26 protein-coding genes are annotated in these 26,440 nt (G+C 39.2%); 14 read left to right on the top strand and 12 right to left on the bottom strand.

Annotated features, from left to right (window positions below; all coding sequences use genetic code 11):
* Positions 1–56 precede the first annotated feature (56 nt).
* From JL102_RS09020 to JL102_RS09040, 5 genes are all read left to right on the top strand, one after another.
* Positions 57–1,421: a hypothetical protein gene (locus tag JL102_RS09020; protein ID WP_202244059.1), complete on the top strand. Its 1,365-nt coding sequence runs from the start codon at positions 57–59 to the stop codon at positions 1,419–1,421.
* Positions 1,422–1,448: 27 nt separating this feature from the next.
* Positions 1,449–3,563, top strand: coding sequence for a LodA/GoxA family CTQ-dependent oxidase (locus JL102_RS09025; RefSeq protein WP_202244060.1), 2,115 nt, complete (start codon positions 1,449–1,451; stop codon positions 3,561–3,563).
* A gap of 5 nt (positions 3,564–3,568) precedes the next feature.
* On the top strand, positions 3,569–4,687 hold the full coding sequence (locus JL102_RS09030) for a tryptophan 7-halogenase (RefSeq protein ID WP_202244061.1): 1,119 nt from the start codon (positions 3,569–3,571) through the stop codon (positions 4,685–4,687).
* A gap of 227 nt (positions 4,688–4,914) precedes the next feature.
* Positions 4,915–5,076, top strand: coding sequence for a hypothetical protein (locus tag JL102_RS09035; RefSeq protein ID WP_202244062.1), 162 nt, complete (start codon positions 4,915–4,917; stop codon positions 5,074–5,076).
* A 185-nt stretch (positions 5,077–5,261) separates the two neighbouring features.
* Positions 5,262–5,888: a hypothetical protein gene (locus tag JL102_RS09040; protein ID WP_202244063.1), complete on the top strand. Its 627-nt coding sequence runs from the start codon at positions 5,262–5,264 to the stop codon at positions 5,886–5,888.
* Positions 5,889–5,909: 21 nt separating this feature from the next.
* On the opposite strand, the gene JL102_RS09045 is transcribed toward JL102_RS09040, so the two are convergent.
* From JL102_RS09045 to JL102_RS09070, 6 genes are all read right to left on the bottom strand, one after another.
* Positions 5,910–6,461 (bottom strand): DUF3347 domain-containing protein, encoded by a 552-nt coding sequence (locus JL102_RS09045; protein WP_202244064.1) that lies wholly within the window; start codon positions 6,459–6,461, stop codon positions 5,910–5,912.
* Positions 6,462–6,519: 58 nt separating this feature from the next.
* Positions 6,520–8,232, bottom strand: coding sequence for an efflux RND transporter periplasmic adaptor subunit (locus JL102_RS09050; protein ID WP_202244065.1), 1,713 nt, complete (start codon positions 8,230–8,232; stop codon positions 6,520–6,522).
* On the bottom strand, positions 8,219–9,553 hold the full coding sequence (locus tag JL102_RS09055) for a TolC family protein (protein WP_202244066.1): 1,335 nt from the start codon (positions 9,551–9,553) through the stop codon (positions 8,219–8,221). Before JL102_RS09055 ends, JL102_RS09050 begins: the two co-directional genes overlap by 14 nt.
* Positions 9,546–13,355 carry an efflux RND transporter permease subunit gene (locus JL102_RS09060; RefSeq protein WP_202244067.1) on the bottom strand — a complete coding sequence of 1,270 codons (3,810 nt, stop codon included), beginning with the start codon at positions 13,353–13,355 and terminating at the stop codon, positions 9,546–9,548. Before JL102_RS09060 ends, JL102_RS09055 begins: the two co-directional genes overlap by 8 nt.
* Positions 13,356–13,488: 133 nt before the next feature.
* Positions 13,489–13,905: an HYC_CC_PP family protein gene (locus JL102_RS09065; protein WP_202244068.1), complete on the bottom strand. Its 417-nt coding sequence runs from the start codon at positions 13,903–13,905 to the stop codon at positions 13,489–13,491.
* Positions 13,906–14,080: 175 nt separating this feature from the next.
* Positions 14,081–14,815, bottom strand: coding sequence for a copper homeostasis protein CutC (locus JL102_RS09070; protein WP_202244069.1), 735 nt, complete (start codon positions 14,813–14,815; stop codon positions 14,081–14,083).
* Positions 14,816–15,194: 379 nt separating this feature from the next.
* Here JL102_RS09070 and JL102_RS09075 point away from each other — a divergent pair, with 379 nt between their 5' ends.
* The 3 genes from JL102_RS09075 to JL102_RS09085 all read left to right on the top strand — a co-directional run bounded on the left by JL102_RS09075 (position 15,195) and on the right by JL102_RS09085 (position 16,196).
* Positions 15,195–15,512, top strand: coding sequence for a hypothetical protein (locus JL102_RS09075; protein WP_202244070.1), 318 nt, complete (start codon positions 15,195–15,197; stop codon positions 15,510–15,512).
* Positions 15,505–15,786 carry an ATP-binding cassette domain-containing protein gene (locus JL102_RS09080; protein WP_202244071.1) on the top strand — a complete coding sequence of 94 codons (282 nt, stop codon included), beginning with the start codon at positions 15,505–15,507 and terminating at the stop codon, positions 15,784–15,786. Before JL102_RS09075 ends, JL102_RS09080 begins: the two co-directional genes overlap by 8 nt.
* 191 nt (positions 15,787–15,977) lie before the next feature.
* Positions 15,978–16,196, top strand: coding sequence for a hypothetical protein (locus JL102_RS09085; RefSeq protein WP_202244072.1), 219 nt, complete (start codon positions 15,978–15,980; stop codon positions 16,194–16,196).
* On the opposite strand, the gene JL102_RS09090 is transcribed toward JL102_RS09085, so the two are convergent.
* From JL102_RS09090 to JL102_RS09105, 4 genes are all read right to left on the bottom strand, one after another.
* Entirely contained in the window at positions 16,178–16,456 is a 279-nt protein-coding gene (locus JL102_RS09090) for a hypothetical protein (protein ID WP_202244073.1), read from the bottom strand. The two genes, JL102_RS09085 and JL102_RS09090, sit on opposite strands and share 19 nt — an antisense overlap.
* Before the next feature lie 62 nt (positions 16,457–16,518).
* Positions 16,519–16,851, bottom strand: a complete 333-nt coding sequence (locus tag JL102_RS09095) for a hypothetical protein (RefSeq protein WP_202244074.1) — start codon at positions 16,849–16,851, stop codon at positions 16,519–16,521.
* A gap of 37 nt (positions 16,852–16,888) precedes the next feature.
* Positions 16,889–17,149, bottom strand: coding sequence for a Txe/YoeB family addiction module toxin (locus tag JL102_RS09100; protein WP_202244075.1), 261 nt, complete (start codon positions 17,147–17,149; stop codon positions 16,889–16,891).
* A complete protein-coding gene (locus JL102_RS09105; RefSeq protein WP_202244076.1) occupies positions 17,149–17,403 on the bottom strand; it encodes a type II toxin-antitoxin system Phd/YefM family antitoxin in 255 nt (84 codons plus the stop codon). The genes JL102_RS09100 and JL102_RS09105 overlap by 1 nt, the downstream gene beginning before the upstream one ends.
* A 189-nt stretch (positions 17,404–17,592) precedes the next feature.
* On the opposite strand from JL102_RS09105, the gene JL102_RS09110 reads away from it, so the two are divergent.
* The 5 genes from JL102_RS09110 (at position 17,593) to JL102_RS09130 (ending at position 20,951) form a co-directional block, all read left to right on the top strand.
* Positions 17,593–17,982 (top strand): group III truncated hemoglobin, encoded by a 390-nt coding sequence (locus JL102_RS09110; protein WP_202244077.1) that lies wholly within the window; start codon positions 17,593–17,595, stop codon positions 17,980–17,982.
* Positions 17,979–18,479 carry a GNAT family N-acetyltransferase gene (locus JL102_RS09115; protein WP_202244078.1) on the top strand — a complete coding sequence of 167 codons (501 nt, stop codon included), beginning with the start codon at positions 17,979–17,981 and terminating at the stop codon, positions 18,477–18,479. Before JL102_RS09110 ends, JL102_RS09115 begins: the two co-directional genes overlap by 4 nt.
* 53 nt (positions 18,480–18,532) lie before the next feature.
* The gene (locus JL102_RS09120) at positions 18,533–19,579 is read left to right on the top strand and encodes a potassium channel family protein (protein WP_202244079.1); all 1,047 of its coding nucleotides are present in this window, start codon (positions 18,533–18,535) and stop codon (positions 19,577–19,579) included.
* Between the two features lie 37 nt (positions 19,580–19,616).
* Complete coding sequence (locus JL102_RS09125) at positions 19,617–20,183, top strand: pseudouridine synthase (protein WP_202244080.1); 567 nt, start codon at positions 19,617–19,619, stop codon at positions 20,181–20,183.
* 150 nt (positions 20,184–20,333) lie between these two features.
* Complete coding sequence (locus JL102_RS09130; RefSeq protein WP_202244081.1) at positions 20,334–20,951, top strand: hypothetical protein; 618 nt, start codon at positions 20,334–20,336, stop codon at positions 20,949–20,951.
* A gap of 79 nt (positions 20,952–21,030) precedes the next feature.
* Here JL102_RS09130 and JL102_RS09135 read toward each other — a convergent pair whose 3' ends face one another.
* Together JL102_RS09135 and JL102_RS09140 are read right to left on the bottom strand one after the other, a co-directional pair.
* Positions 21,031–22,398: a M28 family peptidase gene (locus tag JL102_RS09135; RefSeq protein WP_237390524.1), complete on the bottom strand. Its 1,368-nt coding sequence runs from the start codon at positions 22,396–22,398 to the stop codon at positions 21,031–21,033.
* 101 nt (positions 22,399–22,499) lie between these two features.
* On the bottom strand, positions 22,500–24,299 hold the full coding sequence (locus JL102_RS09140; RefSeq protein WP_202244082.1) for a SpoIIE family protein phosphatase: 1,800 nt from the start codon (positions 24,297–24,299) through the stop codon (positions 22,500–22,502).
* Positions 24,300–24,542: 243 nt separating this feature from the next.
* Here JL102_RS09140 and JL102_RS09145 point away from each other — a divergent pair, with 243 nt between their 5' ends.
* Complete coding sequence (locus JL102_RS09145; RefSeq protein WP_202244083.1) at positions 24,543–26,420, top strand: M1 family metallopeptidase; 1,878 nt, start codon at positions 24,543–24,545, stop codon at positions 26,418–26,420.
* Positions 26,421–26,440: the final 20 nt, after the last annotated feature.

Raw genomic sequence — 26,440 nt, forward strand, 5'->3', positions numbered from 1 at the left:
TAAATATTTTAGGTAACTTCTATAGATATAAAAGTTCAACCAGACCACTACCTACCATGAAAAAAAAGTCATTCCTCAAGTACCTGATGCTTATGTGCGTAGGAGTTTACACCTTATGGATCTACTCCTGTAACCCAAAGAAGGGTGATAATGAAAGTGCTGATAAAGACAGTACCGAAAGCTTGACTTCACAAACTTCTGTAGCCAACGTCTCTTTTCCTCACGCTAAAGATTCAAGTTGTTTTGCGCCTGAAGAATGGTTTACCGGCCCAGTGCCAGAACCAGATCCCAGCGCCTTTCCAACGGATCCGTCTAACTGCGATTTTCATATTATCTCTTGGCAGTACTTCCTCTGGCTCACTGAAAAGGTCAACGGAAAGCTTCGCTTTGAGACTATGTTTAGCGATAAGTCCATTACCCCAGAAACTAAGGATGACACTAACCAGGAGTTAGACATTGTAGAACAGGCCTTATCTAAAGGAATGCTAGTAGATTTAAGTGGTAGAGCGGTTTATAGCAATATTATCATCAATGATATTTACAGAGACTGGATTATTGATAATCATCTTTATAATGCTGATAGCCTGGCTAACTTTGATCCTAAAGCTAATTTCCCGGTCGGCTCTTTATCATTAAAAACTACATGGAAGATCATACAACCCGGCGATGACACCACGAACTTATATACTACCAGAGCAAAGATACAGCTGCTCACTATGGTAGATGGCCAACCCCGAATACCTGAAAATCCTAAAACGGATAGTGTAGATGTAGCACTCATAGGTCTCCATATAGCTGTGGTGGTAGAAGGGCACCCTGAATTTATTTGGGCCACTTTTGAATTTGATAATAATGCCCCAGACTTCAAAACCCATCAAACAATGGACAGCCCTGTATCTGACAAAGACTGGCTATTATACACTTCCAAAACGCTAGCAAAAAACACGAATGTTAACAATGCGCAAATCTTAAAATTTAAAGATGAAAGTAAGCAAATATTAACCCCTGTAACCCAAGTGGCTCGTCAATATGCAAATGGAGGTGGCAGCGACAAGAACCAATACAATATTGTGCAATTAAATGAAAATATAAAAGGTCAGCTAAAAGGCACTGAACACTCCATATGGAGCAATTATTTCGAAGTGGGAGCCATTTGGTTCAATACAGAAATAGGACAACTTGCACCAGACTGGTCTCCCAATGTGGACAGCGCTATGGTAACAGGGTCTTTAAGACTATCTAATTCTACTATTGAAACTTTTACCCAAAAGGTAATAAGCCTAAATGAATGCTTTAGTTGCCATAATACCATGACCTTCTTTGCAGAAGATGGCCAAATACTAGCCGGTAAGAATTTGAGTACCAGCCATATTCTCCTCAAGCGATTCCAAGGTGGCGGTCAGGTTAAACGTGGTAAATAATTTCTCATTTGTAAACATCCAATCATCATGTCACAAACCTCTTTAAGAATACACCCTGCTATTGGCATGGCCAGAGTAGGCAACAGCACAGAATATTACCTCGGACCAGAAACTATGGCTGCCCGCCCACAAGAAGGATCCGACACTACTGGTGGTTTACCCATAAAACCCAACACTGAAAGCACTACCATTACCAGCGCAGACCTAAGAGATGCGCAAGGACGGTTAAAACGCCAAGCAGCTCGATTTAAAATTTTTCAATATCCTAATTCTCCTTCGTCATTGAGTTATCCTTCTTCTCCTGGGGAAGAAGTAAAAATCGGTTCTGTAGTAGACGGCAAAAAAGTAAGTAACATAATATGGACAGCACATCTGGCGAACAAAAAGGCCAACTGCTGGGAGATAGATGAAACTGCCAATAAAGGAATAGAGTTGTATAAAAACGGCAATACACCACCATTGAGAAACCTTCCTTTCGGCAACAATGCAGCGGATATCAACAGACTACAAAAATTAATTATTGATGCAGGCCCCAGGGCGATAAATAGTGCCAATGGTTCATCTCCGATCAAATTTGACAACCACACAATTGCCTCATACTTTGACACCTCTTCTAAAGAAATAAAAGCGGCTCCCAACTACCCTATTCAATTTCCCGCTTCCAATGGTTCGGAAAGCGATGGAAGCACGCCCATTAATTACTTAGGTGAGCTACTAACCGATTCATCGGGCAGACTCTTGGTTCTGGGAGGGCATGGCTTGGCCTGTGGCTTCAATAACGAGGGTTCTTTTGACGGGAATCAGCCTTTATGTGCGGATGTTGACAACGACAATTGGCTAGATGACACCTCTGACGGGCCAGTAACAGCGGTACTGATTTTTGAAGATGGATCGAAGCTACCTATTCCCGGTAGTGCCTGGGTAGTAGTTACTGACCCAGCCTATGCACCACAAACACTGAATGTGGTAACACTATGGGATGATGTTTACAATACTTGGTTAGAGAAATTTGATCTACAGCCAGAGGTTTACAGCAACAAATCTTATAATCATGATTATCAACCAGACTTCAACGAAGATGTTTTTCCTGTATTGAATGCTGCTCATATGCAACGCTGGACCACCAATTTGCCTGATCAGGCTGTTAATGCCCATAAAAGCATGATGAACTTTACGAAAGAACCTCCCAAGATGAATATCATGTCTTTCATTAGAAAAGTAGATGGGAGTCAAAACTCAAAAGGATCACCCCTGATGCCTTTATCTCTTGGTGATGCTAATCAATCCTTCCTTACCCTCTCCCATCAGCAATACTTTTTTATGGAGCAATGGACCAAAGGTAAATGCGTAGGTGCCACTCCTTTGAAATTGGGTGCAGGTGAACAATTGGATAAAACTGTGCTGGTTAATTGCCTGGGAGGAAGATTTAGCCCTGGCATCGATATGACCTTCATTGTACGAGACCCAAATCTATACAACAGTCGTTGGCATGATCCTAACATCGGCCCTTTTAGAATCAACACAGAGCCATTGGATTATGCTAAAGCAACCAAGGATAAGCCTTTTCTGGGGGTAGGATATATACCCCTAAGACCTGACCCCGTACAGCCTGGAGATATTTGTAAGTTTATGGCTATACCTTGGCATACTGATTATAATAGTTGTGCCACCCACACGCCTAACCCGAATCCAGGAGGCAAGATTACAAATGAAAATGTTTATGGCGGTGAAGTAAATACTACATTATACTGGTCTTGGCCTGCACAGCGCCCTGTGGCCGTTTATACTTTCAAGGACCTGTCTGTTAATGAGGGCAACTTAAAAAATACTATTCAGCGCTTTTCTGTGAGAGGAGAAGGAACAGCCGCCACTTCTCCCATGGACAACCCGGACTGCCCTCCATCTAAAGATTTTGATACGGTCGCCATGAATGTAGGCCGCTATCAAAACAGAAAAAATATTCTTACCGGATGGATTAAAATTGGCACTGTAATACAAGGAACTGCTATAGATGACTATCCTGATAGTTATGATAAAGACTATTATTTGGAAGTACAAAGCGAGTTTGACAAAGACTATAGTAACCTGGTAATACAATGGCCGAACAATGTTGACGATAAAGTAGAACCTCCTGAAAATTAATTTTAATGACATTACAGAAGATTGCCATCATTGGCGCAGGCCCTGCAGGGTGTGCCTGCGCCATCAGGCTCGCACAGATCACTAATTATCAAATTACTATAATCACTACATCAGAAAAAGATTTTTATATAGGTGAATGCGTGCCGCCAGAAATAAAACACTCTTTAATAACCCTAAATGTTTTCAATGAATTCCTCAATGACCAACATATACCTTCGTTCGGATCTTGCTCTTATTGGGGCAGCCCAAATCCTGGTTATAATGATTCAATTTTAAACCCGCACGGCCACGGGTGGCACCTCAACCGCAAAAAATTCAACCACTTATTAATGAGCACTGCAGCTAATAAGCCTAACATTAATTTGATTGATAACTGTACACTTCGAAAAATAACTGATCCCCAGACACTTATATATAAAGATTCTGATGGCCTGCATCATACCCTCTCCTTTGATTTTATCATAGATGCCTCTGGGGCAAAAAGTATAGTAGCAAAATCTTTCGGAGAAGTGCAACATCATGATACTTCACTCATATGCATTGGCCTGAAGTTTACACAAAAGAAAGCTGTACTACCCTCACACCTCACACAAATAGAAGCTGTAAAAAATGGATGGTGGTACGCCACGAGTCTACCCCACAAAGAAGCACTGATAGCCTTATTTACACATTCTACAATTGTAAAAGATTTACACCTCAACCAACTCCACCCTTGGCAAAAAAGGCTACAAAACACCCATACAGAAAAATGGCTACAAGACCATCATTACTCGCCTGCGTCAAAAGATTTAATTATGTTTCCCGCTCATTCATTCTGCCTATCCTCTATATATGGAAAAAATTGGCTGGCCATTGGAGATGCTGCCATGTGCTATGACCCCATCACCTCAAATGGCATCATTAAAGCTGTAACTGAAGGGATTAGAGCGGCCGAAGCACTTAAAAATGAAAACTCCTGCCATCAAGATATAAAACACATTAGCAAAGATATCAAAGCCAATTATGACCATTATAGACACGTAAGATCCTTATATTATAACATTGAGCAAAGATGGCCCAACAGCCCATTTTGGCAGGTTCTGCAAAAATCAAACTCAAATTTAGCCACGGCACATGCATATTGACGGGCGGCCTAAGGATGGGGAGAAATATTGACAAATTATATTCAAAGGGTTATTTTTAAAACGAAAGATTGCCTTCAAACATCAATCTACTTTCTATTCTATCTTCAGAATCTGAATTACTACACTTAAACTTATAAGAACCATCCTTCTGAAGATTACGTTATTAATTACAGGAAAATCAGATAAAGTAAGAAAAATTTGTTACTTTGTATTAAAGATTAATAACTATGGATTCACAAGACAAGTCCCAAAAAAGTTTTGTTGCGACATTAACTGAAGCTAATGCAAGAACGCTTCTTACAGCAATAGTACAAAATAAGAATCCAAAATACACTATCAGCTTAGATAATAAGCAACTGACTGTAAGAGAATTAGGAAAGGTTTCATAATTCCACCTTGATAAATGGGGGTAATTTTTGGCACAGTTCTCCTTTTTATCATTTTTCTTCCAGGCCTTTTATTTCGCCTAGGCTTCTACTCCCCTCCATATTCCAGAAAACTCACTAATAATGATTTAAGTAATCAAATTTACTCATCCATTGTTCCAGGTTTGATTATTCAAATTCTAGGAATTTTGATTGTCAATTATTGCACTGATTACAATATCAAATTCAGCCAAATCATACTAATCATACAGGGAAATTCCAGTTCTCCTGATTACAAAACTCTACTTAAAAATCTTGATAAACTTCAGAATCAAATCATACTTTATAACGTAACTATTTCTTCAATATCCCTAGCATTAGGAATATTGTTTAAAACGCTAATTAGAAAACTAAAATGTGATAGAAAATCAAGATATTATAGATTTTCAAACAGATGGTATTATATCTTTAACGGAGAACTTCTTGATTTCCCCGAAATTCCTGACTCATCCGACGACATCAATGCAAAGGTGGTAGATGCATTGGTATCAGTGAATGGAGTTAACATTATTTACATTGGATACTTTTATGATTATCAATTAAAGGCGGATGGCTCACTTGATGCAATATTTTTACAATATCCCATGAGAAGAGATCTGAATGGAAAATCCAATGAATATTATAATATTAACAGCCGCTTTATTGTCTTGAAATATGAAAACATCACAAATCTCAACTTCAGGTATTTCCACATTAACTTTGAAGAAAAAAATGAAATAAAAAAAACGCCTACCTTAGGTAAGCGTTTTTTAAACTTATTCAAAGCATCTGCTTAGCTTTTAGGTAATAATTGTGAATCACTCAATAGTCTCCTCCACCTTACCGCAGTGGAGCATTTTATCTCCGAAGTAAGGGTTATTTACTTGCTCTTCCATACTTAGCCAGTAGGCTCCTTCATTATTGAAAGCCATTGGGCAAAACTGACGATAAACAGTGCTTTCATTAGCTTTGGTCGACTTCACCAAATTATAAGTATGCTCAGAAAGGCCGTTAAAAAACTTGCGCTGAGCCGCTATATCTTTTTCATTAGCTATGTTTTGAGCAGCAGCGTAAATAGCTTCTGCGGTACTAATTCCTTTTGTCTTCAATACAGCAGCTATTTCACTCGCAGCAGAGCTAGCCTGCTCTACATCACCTTGCACTAAGGCATCTTTCACTTTCATATAAGAAACAAGTACCTTTTGTGCTTCCTCTTTAGAAATATCTCCTTCTTGCTCTATTTCTTCAGACACCTCCTCAGCGGTAACTTCAGCCTCCTCAGTAGAGCTCGTTTCCTTTTTACTTCCTTCACATGCTACCAAGCTTATTGTGAATATTGAAGCGAATAATAATGTTAATAGTGATTTCATTGTTTTAAAGTATTTGGGTTTGTTTTATTTCTATTGTTTATTTTCTTATTAAGCGCAATTAACGCATTACTTTCGTAACCTCTCCGCAACTAAGCATTGAAGCACCAAAATATGGATTCTCCACTTCTTTTTTAGCACTCAGCCAGTCAGCCCCCTGGTTATTATCGGCCATAGGGCAGTGCTGCACATATAGGGTTAATTCCTCCGGCTTCATTTCCTGTGTTAAAGCTATTATATTCTTAGATACAAGGATAAATTTTTTCCGCAATTGATCGATATCTTTTGACTCTGCCATATCTCCAATTGATGTCTTTAAGGACTTCACATATTTCATCCAAATCATGTGTGCATCTCCTTCAAAAACCTCCATTTCTACGTTATTAACAGTTTGGTGTAATGATTTGGTTTCAGCCTGGGCTTGATCAAAATCATCCTTAACCAAAGCATTTTTCACTAAAAAGTACTGATCAATTATAGACTGTAATGCCGCATTAGCTCCGGCAGAAAGCTTCACACTTTCTGTTTTTTCCTTCGGATTCATCATACTGGGTTTACCAGCCAATTGAGCGGCAGCGTCTATACTAAAAGTGCCATATACCACTATTCTATCTCCTGCACTCAGGCCACTTTCTACCGTATATTGATCGCCTTTTTCTGGCCCAAGCACCACTTCTCTATATTCAAAGGTGGGCTGATCATAACCTTCCAGCTTCACATAGACTAAAGAGCGCTTCCCAGTCCACAAGACCGCTGACTGCGGAATAGTAATGCCTTCTCCTGAATCTTGCTTCTCACCATTCAAAACAGTAGCCTTAACAAACATTTCAGGTTTCAATTTTCCTTTAGTATTCACCACTTCAGCCCTAATACCAGCCACCCTGTTAGATGGATCAATAAAAGGATCTATGAATGTCACTTTAGCTTTAAAGCTCTCTCCTGGCAATGAAGAAACGGTAAATGTAATTACATCACCTTCTGAAATACGTCCTAAATCCTGCTCATAGGCATCCAAAATCACCCAAAGCTTGCTCAGATCTACAATCCCGAATAAGGGCTCTCCCTTTTTCACATGCTTTCCTGAAGAGGCATAAAGCTTCTGCACCACCCCAGAATAATGAGACCTAAGCGGCAAAGCCATACTCACCTTACCTTCTGCTTCAATCTTATTAATCTCACTTTCGGCCAATTGAAAATTCTTCAACTTATTTCTAACGGCATTATAGAGTTCCGGATTAGAATCTTTGTTTTTAGCAGCCTCCAACAACTCCTGCTGAGCCATTATGAATTCAGGTGAATATATTGATGCCAATACCTGACCTTTTTTCACCTTTTCACCAGTGAAATTCACATACAACTTCTCTATTCTACCATTAAAGTGAGCTGAAATAAGAGAAACATTCCTTTCATCAGCCTCAATCTTTCCGCTTAGTTGAAGGTTCTTTGAAGCCGCTTCGCCGGATCCTACTACTACCGTCTGCACATTAGCCAGCGCTATGGCCGATTCACTCATTTGCAAAGCATCATTAGCCACCAGCTTACCTCTATTTTCACTAAGCGGTATAAGCTCCATACCACAAATAGGGCATTTACCAGGCTTATTCTGCCTTATTTGAGGATGCATAGAACAAGTCCAGACTGTTGCTTCTGCTGATGCCGCCTCTTCTGAATGCTGATGCTGTTCTGACTCTCCTCCAAAGAGTAAACTGCCAAGTACAACTCCTACAACCAGAGCTGCCAGCATTAATAATATTGTTGATTTATTTATTTGCATGATCAGTATCAATGTTTTTAGCCCATAATTTTTCTAATAATGCTATCGCTATTTGTAAGTCGGCTCCGGCTTTATCTAGCGCCAACTCATAACGAAGCACCTGCTGCTCTATATCCAGCACTTTCTCATAACTGCCTTCACCACCAGCATAAGCCTGAGTGATAATGTTTGAGGCCTGCCGAGACTGAACCAGAAGCTCTGCATACAATAGACGCTTGCGATCAGCATCCTTATATTGATTAATAGCTTGCACCAGCTGAGCCTCTAAAGAATTCTTCTTTTGCTCAATTTCTTGCTGCAAGCTCTGCTGCATATAATCTACTTCGCTAATTTTCGCCTTGTATTTTTTCCTGTAAATAGGAATACTCAGGGTAGCCATGGGCATTAAAATATCTTGTCCGTTTTGCGGCACGTCCATATCTGTTCTTGGGGTCACTAAACCATAGCTTACCCCCACGCCAAATGAAGGCTGCCCCTCTTTCTGCGCAATAACCTTTTGAGAATTTAAAGCGGTATTTCGTTGATATAAAGCATTCAATTCAGGGTTTTTCAATAGAATACTATCCATCAGCACCTGATCATCCCAGACTAGCTCTGCACTAACCAGACTATCCTGCACCTCCACTTTTTCGTTTACAGAATGGTTGAGCAAGGTATTAAAGCGAGCGGATTGGGTTTGCTGTATATCGAGCAACATTTCTAACTGAGCTTGCCTTTCCTTTGCTTCCATTTGCACTTGAAGCACATCTACCATAGAGCCTTCTCCTCCTTCTATTCTGCTTAAGCTTACTTTCTCGTCTCGCTTCAAAATATCAAGATAACGACGCGTGGTGTTTATACTTTTTTGAGTAACATAAAGCTGATAATAAGCTGATTTCACCTCATAGAACAGTTCATTTTTCACTTTTAGAAACTCTTGGTAACTCACTTCAGCCTGCTGTGAAGCGGCATCTTTTTTAGCAGCAAGAGTACCAAACCATGGAAATGATTGTGAAAGCTCTATTCCCATTACCCTTTCCCCTACCCTCGTTTCTGTAGGTAAGATGGCATAGCTCAAGCTGGCTTTAGGGTCTGGCAAAGCCCCCACTTGTGGCACTTTTTGAAGATCAGCATAATAGCGATTAAACTGAGCCTGCAACCCGGGGTTATGCTCAGCTGCTTCTTGCAGATACTCATTTAACTGACCAAAGGACATATTATTGATGAATAAGAAGAATAACGTTATCATTATTCCTTTTACCCAAATAAGATAATTGCTCAATGTATTTTTCCTAAGCTGAAAATCACCATTCATGGTATCGAATTTTTTAAATCTATTCATCTTTAACCCTCCTTTCTTGCCACATACTGAAAAGCACGGGCACTACAAACATGGTCATTACTTGTAGCAGCATACCGCCAAAAGCAGGAATAGCCATTGGCACCATAATATCAGAACCTTTACCTGTAGAAGACAGCACAGGAAGTAACGCTATGATAGCCGTAGCGGCTGTCATCATAGCAGGCCTTACGCGCATCATCCCGGCGTGCAATACCGCTTTTCGCACTTCTTTTTTGGTGGCTGGCTTCTCCCTTTCAAAGGTTTGGGTAAGGTAAGTACCCATGATAACGCCATCATCAGTAGCGATTCCAAATAAGGCAATAAAGCCAACCCACACCGCCACACTTAGATTAATAGTGTGAATCTGAAAGAGATCTCTCAGATTAGTTCCTGCTACAGAAAAGTCCATAAACCAGCCTTGACCATAAAGCCAAATCATTATAAAGCCACCTGAAAAAGCTACAAATATGCCGCTAAACACCATGGCTGACATAGTCACTGATTTGAACTGAAAATATAAAATCAGGAAAATAATGATTAATGATAGCGGCACCACAATCAGCAATCGCTGTGTAGCCCTAACCTGGTTTTCATAGTTCCCTGTAAACTGATAGCTCACCCCAGCGGGAATTTCCACTGCACCTTCATCAATCTTTTGCTGAATAGCCGCCTGAGCTTGCTCCACCACATCAACTTCGGCAAAGCCTTCTTTCATGTCAAAAATGACATAGCTGACCAAAAAGGTATTCTCACTTTTAACGTTTTGAGGTCCCTGCGTATATTTTATAGTTGCTAATTGCCCCAATGGAATCTGAGCCCCTGAGGGAGTCGGGATCAAAACATCTTTAACGGCCTGCGGACTATCACGAAACTCTCTGGCATAGCGAACCCGCACAGCAAAACGCTCCCGGCCTTCTACCGTAGAAGTTTGCTCCATACCACCGATAGTACCGCTGATGTAGCTCTGTACATCCTGAATGGTAAGCCCATACCTACCAATGGCTTCTCTATCAATATCTATATTTAAATAAGGTTTACCCACTACCCGATCCGCAAAAACGGTAGGTGCATCTATACTCGGCACCTGTTTAAGCACTTTTTCAATCTCAAAACCTACCTTTTCAATGGTTTTTAAGTCTGGCCCATATACTTTGATACCCATGGGAGCCCGCATACCGGTTTGCAACATCACCAGCCTGGTTTGTATGGGTTGCAGTTTCGGGGCAGAGGTGAGCCCGGGATAATCAGATTGAGCTACAATTTGCTCCCAAATATCATCTGGCGATTGAATTTCAGGACGCCACTGACGGAAGTATTCTCCACCTGGATCCTTGATAAGGCTTTGTGTATCCAATTGTAAAAGATCTCCTTTTTGAGGATAATATAAATCGCCATTTTTTAATTCAAAAGCCCCCTCTTTATTCACTTTAAAGCGCTGCCGTTGACCATCTTCATCCAAGATATACTCAGATTTATAGTTGATGATGTTTTCAAACATAGAAACAGGTGCAGGATCCAGCGCACTATTGGTTCTCCCCCACTTTCCAACTACAGATTCTACTTCAGGAATATTATTCACCCGCAAATCCAATTGCCTGATCACCTCAATATTCTGTTCTACTCCTGTATGGGGCATAGTACTTGGCATAAGCAAGAATGAACCTTCATCTAGCGTAGGCATAAACTCTTTACCTACTCCTGGAAATGTGCGTTCCATAGTTTGCCACCCATCACTCTCTCTGAGTTCCCAACCGACCTTCTCTGCTCCTGTAGCCACAAAGCCAAACACTCTATTAAAACCCTGCCATATAAGAGCTCCCAGCAAAATGCTTATTATAGGAATAATGAAGAAAGCTTTTTTGTTATCTAGACACCAAGGCAAAATGCGAGGATAGAAATGTACCACTGATAAAAGCACTGCCATAATACCTCCCAATATAGCTACCACAAAAAGAAAATTAACCAAATCACTATTTTGCGGCCCCAACGGCATCCACTCCTGAGTTAAAAAGAAGAGTACAATCAGAACAGATACACCAATATTTATCCAATTGGGCAATTTACTATTTCGTTTCTCCCAAAAATCATGAGTTATAGATATAACTCCGAAAAGAGATAGCAATAGAGCAATCCATGTACTGAAAATAAAGGCTAAAACTACTCCAGCCACTATCAATATCGCGCCCCAAATTTTTCTGGTTTTACTTTTATCTAAACGAATAGAAAATACTAACTGAGCTAAAGTAGGTATCACTATTACTCCCAATGCAAAAGATGAAAGGATCGCAAAAGTTTTTGTAAAAGCCAGTGGCCTAAAGAGCTTACCTTCTGCTGCTTCCATAGCAAAGACAGGAATAAAACTCACTACAGTAGTGGCCAGGGCAGTCATAATAGCCGGGGCTACTTCTTTAGCCCCTTCAAATACTACCTTCTGAAGTTGCTTGCCTTTCACCCCATTATTCTCGGGTAGCTCCAGATGTCGCACTATATTTTCTACGAATACAATCCCTACATCCACCATTACCCCAATAGCTATGGCTATACCAGACAAGGCCACCACATTAGCATCTACACCAAAATAGCGCATGCTTATGAAAGTAATGAGCACTCCAATAGGTAATAAACTAGATATTAGTATCGATGCTCTGAGGTTCATCACCAGCACTATTACCACCAAAATACTGATCAGTATTTCATGCGACAAGGCCGATTCCAACGTGCCCAGTGTTTCATGAATCAGCCCTGACCTATCATAAAAAGGCACTATAGTTACCTTAGATATAGAGCCATCATCTAGTGTCTTTTGAGGCAACCCGGCGCTTAACGACTCAATTTTTGCCTTTACATTATTAATCACCTCCATGGGGTTAGCTCCATAGCGCGCTACCACTACACCTCCTACAGCTTCAGCGCCCCCTTTGTCTAGTCCGCCTCTGCGAGGTGCCGGACCAAATGACACATGTGCTACATCTTCAATTCTAATGGGCACATTATCTCGAACTGTAACTACACTTTTCTTAAGATCATCTAGGTTTTTAATATAACCCAGACCACGCACCAGGTATTCGCCTTTGTTAAACTCAATGGTTCTGGCTCCGATATCCAGGTTGCTCTTCTTCACCGCTTGCATAATCTGAGCAACAGACACCTTACTCGCTTTCATAGCATCAGGATCTATATCTACTTGATATTCCTTCACATAACCACCCACAGAAGCGACCTCTGCCACCCCACTAGCTGAGGTAAGTCCATATTTCACATAGAAGTCCTGTAAGGTTCTAAGCTCCTGCGGATCCCAGCCTCCATTAGGCTTTCCTGTTTCTGGATTACGCCCTTCCAGCGTGTACCAGTAGATCTGACCTAAAGCCGTAGCATCTGGACCCAAAGCCGGAGTAGCCTCTTCAGGCAAAGTTCCCGCTGGCAATGAGTTTAACTTCTCTAGTATTCTGGTTCGACTCCAATAAAATTCCAGATCCTCATCAAAAATGATATAGATGCTAGAAAAGCCAAAAACAGAATTACTTCTGATGGTTTTCACCCCAGGAATACCTAATAAAGCGGTAGTAAGCGGATAGGTAATCTGATCCTCAATATCCTGAGGAGACCGCCCTTTCCATTCTGTATAAACTATCTGCTGGTTTTCCCCCAGATCCGGAATAGCATCTACAGGCACAGGGTCTCGAGGAAGGCCTATATCCCAACCAAACGGAGCGGTAACTATACCCCAGGCTATCAAAGCCAGAAGCAGTAGAAAAGTGACCAGCTTATTTTCTAAAAAATATTTAATTATTCTATTTAACATGATATAGTGTCTTAAAAGACATACATTAAGATCAGCTTAAGCAGATCTTGAAAATATAAGTAAGAAGTCTACATACTGAGATATAGAATTCTTGACCGGACTATCAATAGACCGTGATTATATCATGCTAGATTTATAAAAGAAAAGACTGATTCAGGATGTGTATATCCTGATCCAGCAAAGGAGGGGGATCATTGGTTTTATGAATTTCAACCAAACTATAATCAGGCTGAATAGCCAGAAAAGTATAAGTAAAGGCCGCTAGAAACTGAAGGTTAACAGCATCTAAAGCCACTTTAGTAAGTACAGTATTATCTGCACTTACTGTCTGATAGTCATTATCGCAGCAATTGTTAACAGGCTTTACTACCTGCTGATCTTTTGAAGAACTGCAACCTGTATCCATTTGCATAACACAGCCCAGCATGTGCTGACCAAGCATTATTTCTGACTCTACCGCATAGCCACCACAATAATGTGTTGCCAGCGTGATGCCGGTGCTCGCCATGAGCATCAGACCTGCCAGAAATATGGATAAAAGTTTCTTCATGAGCTAATTTCTCCTACGCAAACTACTTAAAAAAGGTTCATTTGCATTGGTTAATGCAAAGGTAGTTATTTTTTTAAATAAAAATGACGCCCCTACCTCAATCAGATTAGTTGCTTTTGATGTCTTTAAACGCTGAACTTAACTGGTTCTGAAGCCTTTTTATTATAGAAGTAATTTAATCTCTAAGGGCGGCTATCAGGTTACTATCCACCACAGAAATGCTAAATTCAGGCTGTTGCAAGGCGCCTCCCATAGACACTCTGCCATTTCTAAACTGCATCTTGCTTTCTACCGGCTGCCTGCCCGAAACATGGCATTCTTTAGCGCCAGTCTTTTCAACTATCTTTTTAAGATTATACGGTCTGATACCACCACCTACCAATATTACTATTCGGTCACCGGCCTTTTCTATCAATTCATTGAGAAGATCAGCTCCTTCTAGCGCTGTACGTTCAAGTCCAGAAGTAAGAATACGATCTACTCCCAGTTCTATAAGATCTTCTAAAGCCTGAAATGGATCAGCTACCATATCGAAAGCTCTGTGAAAAGTGACTTGTAACGGTCTGGCTAAGTCTATCAACTCCTTAGTTTTCTGCTTGTCTACATCTCCTTGAGGAGTAAGTAAACCGAAAACTACACCATCAACTCCTAATGATTTGGCGACTTTAATATCCTCTTTCATTACTTCAAACTCCTCCTCTGAATACAAGAAGTCTCCTCCACGGGGTCTAATCATCACCATCAAACCAATGGATACTTTTTCTCTCACCAGCTTAATCATGCCAGCGCTAGGCGTGGTTCCACCCTCAAAAAGGTTATCACATAATTCTACTCTATCAGCACCACCTGTCTGTGCATTTACACAAGATGCCACTGAATCCGTTACTACTTCTATTGTTAGTCTTGTCATTGATAAACTGATTTAGCATTCGAAATTTAAAGAAATTAAATAAAGATTCCTTAGTTAAGGAGAAAGTTTTAATCTCAACACATCAAATAAGAATGAGCATCTCAAAAGAAAGAAAACCTACTTAGTAGTCAATTCTCTCAACCTGGTCTCTATGAGAATTGCTTTTTATTCCACTTCTGCTGAAGGGCTTTCCGTGCAAATTCTGTTCAACACACCAAAAATTGACTGAAAAGGCGAAAATGAGTTTCACAATAAATACACCTATTTTATAGCAAAATTCACTATTACAATTATAAATCATATTTAAAAATATAATTTTTCAATTTAATATAAATACGGCATCGTCTTTGATTAACTCAACACCTAACCTTTCATTTCTATGGTAGATTATAAAAACTGGTGGTTCAGTATCAAAATCTTTTATCGTGAATTCAATATCTACAACCTGATTTTCACTATAGTCTCTGTATACTTACTATATATTGACCCTGTACACAGCATCAAGTACATCTTTTGGCTCAAAGTGGTTGGGTACGCAGCTATTACCATTTATTTTACTTCCTATAAAAAAGAAAGACTGTATTTCTTTTATAACCTGGGCATTAACCGCAAAAGGCTATTCATTCCTGCAATTATTATTGACATCGTTACCCTTATTATAATACTCATGTTGGCTAATTATTTTATATATGGATAAACTAGAAATAGACGGTGTGAGTCTGAGCTTTTCAGGCCGAACGATATTAAATAACATTTACCTCCAATGCCAAACCGGAGAAATTATAGGCCTATTGGGTCGAAATGGTTCTGGCAAATCTAGTTTAATGAAAATGATTTTTGGTAGCCTTAAAGGCGATCATCAATCAGTAAGAATCAATGGCCGCTACCATGAACAGGCATTTTCAGAGCCTAAGACTATTCATTTTATGCCTCAAAATGGCTTTGCAATGAATCGCTATTCTTTTAACTAGCTAGCCACTTATTTCGATCTTGCTTCTCACCTTGGACTTATTTATGAGAATGATGAAGTTTATAAAAAGAGAAATGATCAGCTGGGCACGCTGTATTATGGAATGAGAAAGGTAATGCAGATCCTCTGCATATTGTATACACCGGGTAAATTTGCTATTCTTGATGAGCTTTCAGTCACCTCTCTCCGCTAATGATAGAACAGATTATCCCTCATATTCAGGCGCAATCAAAAGTAAAGGGCATTATTCTTTCTGATCATCTTTATGAAACCGTTTATGACGTCAGCTCTCGTCTATATGTGGTATCCGCCGGAGTGCTACACCATATACAAGAAAAGGATGAGTTGGTAATGTTCGGGTATGTGAAGGGGGGAAGAAGTTTAAGATATTCTCAATTCATTTTTCTATAAGCTTCGCAAATAGTAAGAATAATGCTGCCTCCTATTGAGCCATTTATTGAAAGCTTCAATGGTTCTGACTTACCTAATAGGTTTAGTACCAAATACGAACCTTGCTGCATTAAATTTAAATTACAATAAACCAAGGTAACATCAGACCACGAGATAAAATCACCTCCTGCAATAGTAATCCCTTCTTTATTGACCAATGCCAATTCTAAAGCATCTACTTTGAGGTTCTTCCAATTAAGAATAAAAGCATAGATCGCCAATCCAAAACATGTAAGAGCAAGGGCAATGCTATAAACTCCACCAAAACTAACCCCTAAAAAGATTACCCCATCATTATTAAAAACATTGAAGTTAAGGCATATAAACCAATTTTATACCTTTTAATTCTAAACTCAGCAGGCAAATAATGCTGAGCTAACAAAATCAATCTTTCATGGGTGGAGTAAAAATTCTTACTTGCAAAACTTCCATTTCGTATCTTTTCATCAAACAAGCGAGCCTCATAAGCTTCTCTTTCCGCAGAGTCTTCTATAAAGTAGGGACAACGATTCTTAAATTGAGGTTTATCATTTGTAAGTTTACAGACTACACCATAATTATTATAAGCTCTATTGCTACAAATCTTACAATATTTGAGACGTTCATGAATATCCATTTATTACTTATAAAATAGACTAAAAAATAAGAGAACGCTATTTATCATAGTGATATTTACAGCTAAAAATGATCAAATCTGCACCTGAAACCTGATATACTAATCTATGTTCTCGGTCGATTCTACGCGACCAATAGCCAGAAAGCTCATATTTTAAGGGTTCTGGCTTACCAATTCCTTCAAAAGGGGTTCTCTTGATATCCTTGACTAAGTCATTTATTTTCTTCAATATCTTTCTATCTTCCTTTAACCAAGAGATGTAATCTTCCCATGCGTTATGTGAGAAAATAACATTCACTAATCCTCAATCAACCCTCTTTTAAATACTTTTCCATCTTTTATCTGCTGTATCGATTCAAACAGTCTATCAGCATTTTTCTTTGAGCTCAACAAATGAACTGTTTCCATTAAAGAATTATATTCGTCAAGTGAAATCATTACGGTACCATTTCCAGATCCTCTTTTAATAATCAATGTTTCTTGATTTTGCTCCACATCATCAAGATACTTCTTAAGGTTAGTCCTAAACTCTGTATAATTTGCTGCTATCATAAATTTTGAATAATAAGTACGAATATAAGTACGTTTTTAATTACTTAAAAGTTCCAACCTCCTCTTACACCTGGATTTCAAAATATATTGAGATATTGTTTCTTAACCATCATAAACCCTTCACCAACACGAAATGTCTGGAAATTTATAATTACACCTTATATTTGCATTCCAAAAAAGACATCAACTATGGAAAAAGCGGATCAAAAACACGATATTCTCACGCTGGATGATGTAAAGCTATTAGTCAATACTTTTTATGATAAGATAAGGGTAGATCCAATGCTAGGCGGCATTTTTAATGGTGCAATTCAGGATCGATGGCCCGAACATTTAGAGAAAATGTACCGATTTTGGCAATCTATTTTATTAGAAGAAAATACTTATAACGGCCGTCCTTTCCCTCCTCACATGCAATTACCCGTAGGTAAAGAGCATTTTGACCAATGGCTTAAACTATTCTTTGATAATATTGATGCTCAGTTTGAAGGAGAGAAAGCGCATGAAGCTAAGTGGCGCGCCTATAAAATAGCTCAAACTTTTCACTCTAAAATAGAATACTTCCGTCAGAATTCATGAATACCATAGTAGCAGTAGAAAACTCAGATCAACTTCATGACGTAGAAAAATTAGCCATACAAATCTGGCATGAGCACTACACGCCGCTTATTGGCAAAGAACAAGTGGAATATATGCTCAACAAATTTCAGTCAGTGGCTGCCATGCAAGAGCAGCTGAAACAAGGCTATCTCTACTTTCTTATCTTAGATAATAATACGCCATGTGGCTATTTATCTGTACAACCCAGAGATAACAATCAGGAGCTATTCCTAAGTAAAATATATGTGTCAGGTGATTTTAGAGGGAAAGGAATAGGCAAAAAGCTCATGCAGCACGCTATATCTATCGCAAAATCTTTACCTGCACAAAAGATCAGGCTCACGGTTAATAAAGACAATGCAGGCAGCATAGCCGCATATCATAAAATGGGCTTCACTACTACTGACACGGCCAAAACTGATATTGGAAATGGCTTCTATATGGATGATTACATCCTGGAACTCCCACTACACTAGTAGTAAAAGTTATATTTTATTAACATAAAGTCCATTATCCGGTTTGTTAGAGTATGAATTGGATATTAATAATTTGCGGAGGCATACTGGTATTACTGGCCTCTTATGACATTATCAGGACCACTATTAATAATAATGGAGCTGGTCTACTCTCCAGCAGAATAGCTTCTGCAGTGTGGATTGTACTTTTCAAATTGGCAGGTAAAAAAGGAAAACGTAAGCTATTAGCTCAGTCGGGCTTATGTATTATTTTATGTCTGGTGCTCTCGTGGATTCTAGCCATCTGGTTCGGCTATACGCTCATCTTTATTTCAGATCCTCAGTCAGTTCAAACATCATCATCTAATACTTCTACCTCTTTTTTAGAAAAGGTATACTATGTAGGCTACACATTAAGCACCATGGGTAATGGGGACTTAGTAGCTTCCACACCTGGCTGGAAGATATTTTCTGTCATAGTGTCGTTCTCAGGCTTAACCTTTCTTACACTTGCTATTACATACCTTATTCCTATACTTTCGGCAGTAGTAGCTAAAAGAAAGCTCTCTGCCTATATCTTCTTTCTAGGGAGTACCCCAGTAGAAATGTTAAACAATGGCTGGGATGGTAAAACTTTCAAAAACCTGGAACAACACTTTCAAGGGCTAGCGGATCTCATAATACATCATAAAGAAAGGCACTTACTATACCCTGTATTGCACTATTTTCATAGCACCGATGATAAGTATGCCGCCCCGAAAACTCTTACCGTGCTGGATGAAGCTATTACCATGTTACTTTATCATCCTGACTTAAAAAATAAGTTCAATAAACTTAGCGTAAAAATATTGAGGAATGCCATGGATGAATACCTACTCACTTTAAGCTCTACTTACATAGGAAAGTCCCGAAAATGGCCTGAAATACCACATGTGGACGACTTGCAAATGACCACTCCTCACGGGAATGAAATTTTAAAGGAGTGCTACGAAAAATTAAAAGAAAGAAGGCAATTATTGATGGGGCTTGTTCATAAGGACGGCTGGAAATGGACTGACATATACTCTCCTCGTAGCACTACGCTCACGCTGGACCTGCCCAATGTTCTTCAAGGTAATTGATTTTGCCTATTTTTGAGGTTTGATCCAAACTTATAGTATGTCAGAGCATCGTCATTTTATACTTAACAAGCCCTTCGGCTACCTATCGCAGTTTGTTTACAATCAGGCAAAACGGAGGAATAAAAAACTATTAGGAGAGCTGCATGACTTCCCTGACGGCACCATGTCCATCGGCCGGTTAGACAAAAACTCTGAAGGCCTGCTACTGCTCACTACTGATGGAAAAGTAAGTTATTTTGTTCGCAGCCGAAAGGTAGAAAAAGAGTATCTGGCACAGGTGGAAGGTGAAATTACCACTGAGGCCATAGAGCAATTGAGATCTGGCGTGGAAATTAGAATTGATGGGGCTCCCTATATCACCAGACCTTGTAAAGTAGAACTTCTGAATGAAATCCCTGACTACATAGAGCCTAAAGATTTTGGCAACCGCACCAGTCGCTGGATTTCTATGACTTTAACAGAAGGCAAGTTCAGACAAGTGCGTAAAATGACTGATATGGTAGGTTTTAGAACCCTTCGACTAATCCGAATACGAATAGGTGACACCCATTTAGAAGGACTAGCTCCAGGTGAAGTAAAAGAGGTAAACGAACTGATTTCTTGAATAAATGAATAAATCTTCATATAATTAGTTGCTAAAATATTATTCTTCAATTAACCACAACTTCGTTTCTCATCACTAGTGCTGATCTCATTTGTGATGTGCATTGATCTATATTAGATTTCAGACGAGGTGTAATAACCAATAATATAATTGGAAAATTTACTGAGCCTATTAGACAAGATAGACGATTTCTATAGGAATTACGAGCTAGAAATCACCTGGTTTATTTTTATTATATTATTTTTTAAATTGGTAAAAAACCTTTCTCAAGATAATTTTCTCAACAAACATTCAGTTTCTAACCGTAAAGAAAAATTTCTGATCGACTTTGGATTTTCCAGGCCTAATAGAAATGATAGCATTTCGTATTTTATCGCGATTCTATTAATCTTCACTGATCTAGCTTTTAGCTTCTACGGTCATGATTATCAAAAGCTTTTTATCACATTAGGATCCTGCCTTATACTCATGCTGAACCTCCTTTACTTGTGTACATTTTATATAGAAATTAAGAATGACAGTATCATACTTGATTCTATCCGGTTTAAAGCAATCAATATAGACAAGTTGGAGGTATGGGATAACATGATAACGGTTCATAGTGAGAAAAAAGAGCTGGACATTAAACTTACCTATAAGGCCAAGAATTTTGAATTAGTAAAGCTAATGATCTTAAAACTGAAGGAGTTTTGCACTGAACATCAAATTGCTTTTGATGATCTTAATTTTCAGTACAATTTGGTCCAAAATGAAGTAGCCAGAAAGTAAAAAATCCAACCTTATATATTAGTAATAAGAGATTCAGATTATGGTTTTACTATTCTATTAATGCCTTATGACTTTAATTTTAATCTGCTTCACGGGAATAAACACCACCCGGAAAAACCACCACACTTTCATTTCCATCTTTTGCTACAGCAGCCACCCCAAAGAAATAGTTATCAATAACTACATTCTCCAACAAATATTCAGAAACATTGCCTACAAACTTTGAATATTGCCACTGGGCTTCTGTGGTTTCTCTCCAGTAGATTTTATAACCAGCCAAATTCTCATCATCCTTTTTCTCCCATCGAAGTGAAGTGCTTGCTTGCACAGCACCAGCTATTTCTACATTATCAGGTGCAGGAGGCGCCCATGCTAAGCCTGCCAGCGTTATAGCATTTACAGCTGTAAGTTTAGCGGCATAAGGAAAGTTTACATGCTCCAGCACATCTCCATAAGCTATGCCACCTTCCATTCTCACATCCTGATGTTGCCAGGTGTAATTTTCATTAGTCTCCATAATACGCACTCCGGGAAAGCCTGCATCATTAAAAGGCTTATGATGTCCTCCACGACCAAATCTATCCAGCCTGTAGATCATCATAGGTTTCATTTCAGGCATGTAGGTGTTAGTCATGTTAGCGATATATCTTGCCAGCTGCCTGGAAACACCATCTACCTCCCCTCCATAATAGCGTCTCCTCATTCGGGTACGCTCATCTTCTGTAACAGGAGTAGGCTCAGAAAATATTCGAAAGCTCCTATTGTCAATCACCTGATTCACACCTTGAATATTACCAATCATATCATTATCCAATACGCCGATAATTTCCCAATTATGCTTTTTGGCATATTCGGCCATTATTTTACCTCCGAAAAGGCCTTGCTCCTCTCCAGATAAGCCCACATAAATAATACTGCTCTCAAACTGATATTTGCTTAACACCCATGACGCTTCTATTACTCCGGCCATACCTGAAGCATTGTCGTTGGCACCGGGGGCATCAGACTTGGCATTCATTACATCCGATACGCGACTATCTATATCTCCAGACATAATCACATAACGGTTAGGGTATTTGCTACCTCGTTGGATAGCTACCACATTAACTATCTCCACATCCTCTTTAATACGTGTTTCAGGATCTCCCTTTACCATATCTCTCATAAAGGAGACTTCCAGACAGCCCTTACATTCTGTGGAAATGTTATCAAACTCAGATTTTATCCATCTTCTGGCCGCACCAATTCCTCGCTTTTTAGAAGTGGTATCAGATAGAGTATGTCTGGTACCAAAAGAAACCAGCTTTTCAATATCTTTCTCTATCCTATCAGCAGAAACAGATGATACAATATCATAATGCCGCTGATCTGTAGCTGGTGGCACTTGGGCGTACGAAATTGAGGCAATAAAAAATGTAAATAAGAGACCGAATGGATATTTCATCATAATTTTGGATTAGTATTATAACCTAAGTATAATACTAATCCATTACGAATTCCAGTTCTATTATTTAAATGGTGTTATAAATAAGAATTTAATGGAGGGTTTTAACCATCAATGCTATCTAGGCGGATTCCCATCACTAATATGTCATCAGTTTGGTGCCCTTCTCCTTTCCATGATTCTATAGAATCGTTTAGCGCCTTCTTCTGTTCTGCTAAAGGCAATTCGTGTATACTAAGTAATAACTCCTTAAATCTTTTCGACATAAACTTAGTATTATTAGGCCCTCCAAACTGATCTTGAAAGCCATCTGAAAACACATAGATCATGGTTGGTTCATCTATAGCTACTACATGTTTGGTAAATGGAGATGGTTTTTTCCTTTTCATAGGTCTAGCACCTCCAATAGCCCTGGTATCTCCTTTTATTTGATGTAATTCTCCTCCCTGAATATAGATTAGGGGATTTTTAGCTCCAGAAAATTCTAGCATATTTTTTTCTTTTCGATAGATACAAAGAGCCACGTCCATACCATCACGGTTACCAGTAGTTTCCTGTTGCAAAGCCTTTCTTATACCTGTATCCAGCTTTTCTAATATCTGGTTAGACTCAGCCTCTCCCTGATTCACAATATTGGTAAGCGTGTTCATTCCTATCAGAGACATGAAAGCTCCGGGTATGCCATGCCCTGTACAGTCTACCGCAGCAAAAACCACATCAGGGTCGTACCAGCTTTTTATTTCTGAAAACCAATAAAAATCACCACTCACCGAATCTCTGGGCTTAAATAAGATAAATGACTCTGGCAACAGGCTTTCTTGAACGGAAGCGTTTACAAGCATAGCTTCCTGAATACGCTTGGCATAATTAATACTACTTTGTATGCTTTTATTTTGCCTGTCTATCTCTTTATTGGCTTCAATCTTTTTTCTATAACCACGTATAAGCACCACCACCAAAGCACCCGCTAGCAAAATACCTACAATGATGAAATTTCTAACTAAAGCAGCATTTTTTAATCTGGCATTCTGCTCCTTGATCTCCAAATCAGCCAGCTGCTTATCTTTATTCAATAAGTCTATCTGTAATTTCTGATTTTCACTTAACTCCTCCATATTTCTAAGTGAACGCTCAGTAGCTTCTAATGAATAACGGGTAGCCAGCAGGGAATCTTCTACTTGTCTAAGCTTATCCATTCCGATCCCGGCCTTATTTCGGCCAGACTTAAGCGATTTATCCGACGAAGAATTAGTGTTTTTCGTAGCACTTTCATCTTCAGCTGACTCGGTATTGTCATTTTGTAGTCCGCTAAGCAAGGTTTGATATTCTTTCACCTTTTCCGGTTTTCCCCAAGCCTCATATGCCTCTACCAATAAGGAATAACACTTTTTTCTTGTGGATAAGTCTTTTTCTACAATAGACAAAGAAAGAGCTTCTTCCAGTGTACTTACTGCCCGCCTTTCTTTTCCCTGAGCAATAGAAGCTATACCACTATTGATCAAAGCCTCTATCTCATAGCTGGTCTTGCCTACACTTTGAGCGGCTTTTAAAGATTTTTTAAAACTGCCCTGCGCTTTGCTGGCGTTATTTTGATCCAGATAAATATGACCTTCCAGATCATACGCCAGGTACTCCAATAAATCATCCCCTGCCTTTTTATTATAATCAAAGAAGCTATCAATGTGCTTCAATGCTGTCTCACTATCTCCCTGAGCATAACTATGCTTGGCCAGCTGATAAGCATAATACGACGCCTTGCCGTAATCTTCTTCTTTTACTACCTGTTGCAGGCTTTCTGTAAGGCTCTCTTTATCTACATCTTGTGCTACTGCATTAGTAGCCCCAACTATAACACCTAATATTAATATTGTAACTGCGCCTAAACGCAAAAAATAATCATACATATTACTGTAGAAAAAAAATGAAATATTTCAATTACTATACATTATAAGTATCTTCTTTGGGTAACCATATTTCAATAAATATTAACACATTAATTTACGCCTTTAATATTATTGCGAAATCCACTATAATTACCGCTTACATTCAATTTTAATGTTATAATCAAATTACCACTTATTTACTTCTTTTACCCCATAACTACACTCTAACTTTGTAGTGTATTAACCTACAGTAACTTAATAACCATGACGAAAATAAAAATTATTGCGGCCCTCATGCTTTTGGTGTCCTTTTCAGGATCGAGCCAGAGCTTATATCAGCCCAGAGATCTTAAAGAAGCGTATAAAAACGATACGCGAAATATGAACGGAAAACCGGGGCTCAATTACTGGCAAAACAGAGGCGTTTATAATATTGACATCAGAGTGACACCCCCACAGCGTACTGTTTTCGGCTCTGAAACCATCACATATACGAATAATAGCCCCGATACTTTAAGAAGGCTTAATTTCAAACTATTCCTTAATAATCATAAACCAGGAGCACCGCGATTAAGAAAGGCCAGCAAAGATTTTCTTACTTCAGGCATGCACATCGATTCGTTTAAAGAAAACGGAGAAGCATCTACCTGGGAAGATTTAGATGATGGAACCAATAAGTTCATCCCCTTAAAAGAACCTCTATTTCCAGGTAAAAGTGTAAATCTAAGTATAGAATGGCACTATGATGTTTCTGTAGAAAGTGGCCGAGAAGGAGCCATTGACAGCACCACTTTCTTTCTAGCTTACTTTTTCCCCAGAGTAGCTGTATATGATGATTATAGCGGCTGGGACACCATGACCTTTACTGGATCACAAGAGTTTTATAACGATTTTAATGATTACACCTTTTCAGTAACCGTTCCTAAAAACTACATAGTTTGGGCTACCGGAGACTTGCTCAACCCAGAAGAGGTATTACAATCAAAATATGCTGACAGGTTAGCCAAATCCATGACCAGCGATCAGGTTATAAGGATAGCCACACCGGATGACCTAAAAAAGCAAGAGATAACGAAACAAAGCACGAGCAACACCTGGAAGTGGAAGGCTGACAGCATTACAGACATAGCCATTGCGCTCAGCAACCATTATAACTGGGATGGCGGCAGCGTAGTGGTAGACAAAAAAACAGGACGTAGAGCCAGTGTACAAGCGGCTTATAATGACGATGCTCAAGACTTTCACCAGATGGTGGATTTTGGAAAGCATTCACTACAATGGTTTTCTAATAATTACCCTGGGGTACCTTATCCATATCAAAAATCTACTATTGTAAGAGGATTTGCTGACATGGAATATCCTATGATGGTCAATGACAATAGCACTCCAGACCCTGATTTCTCCAGGTTTGTGGCAGAGCATGAGATAGCCCACACCTATTTCCCTTTCTATATGGGCATTAATGAAACCCGCTACGGCTTTATGGACGAAGGCTGGGCTACTGCTCTGGAATACCTTATAGGTATAAATGATTTGGGAGAAGAAGCTGCTACCAGAAATTTTCAAATGTTTCGGGTAAACCGATGGGCAAATGATGCTAATGCAGAGGAGGATATACCTATCATTACGCCTTCTAACATACTTACAGGAGTAGCTCTAGGTAATAATGAGTACGGAAAAGCTGCCATTGGCTACTTGGCCATGAAAGATCTCTTGGGAGATGAGCTCTTCTTAACAGCCTTACAAGGCTATATGGACAGATGGAATGGAAAGCACCCTACTCCATGGGATTTCTTCTATTCTTTTAACGACATTAGCAAGCAAAACCTCAACTGGTTTTGGGATAGCTGGTTTTTCAGTAACAACTACATAGACCTGGCTATTAGTGATGTTCAAACAAAAAAGAAAAATACCAGCATTACACTACAAAATATAGGAGGCATGCCTGCTCCGGTAGATGTGATTATTATCACTAGCTCTGGTAAAAGTAAGACCTATCATTATACCCCTGAAATCTGGAAGAACAACCTAAAAAAAGCCTCTATTACTATTGAAGGCGAAAAGGATGTTACCTCTGTAAAATTAGAAGGGGGAATATATATGGATGCAGACACCTCAAACAATCAGTGGACTAAAGAATAGAGCTTTTACAATTTCTTTTC

Origin of the sequence: Fulvivirga sediminis, from assembly GCF_016757215.1 — a bacterium.
GTDB classification, from domain to species: Bacteria; Bacteroidota; Bacteroidia; order Cytophagales; family Cyclobacteriaceae; genus Fulvivirga; species Fulvivirga sediminis.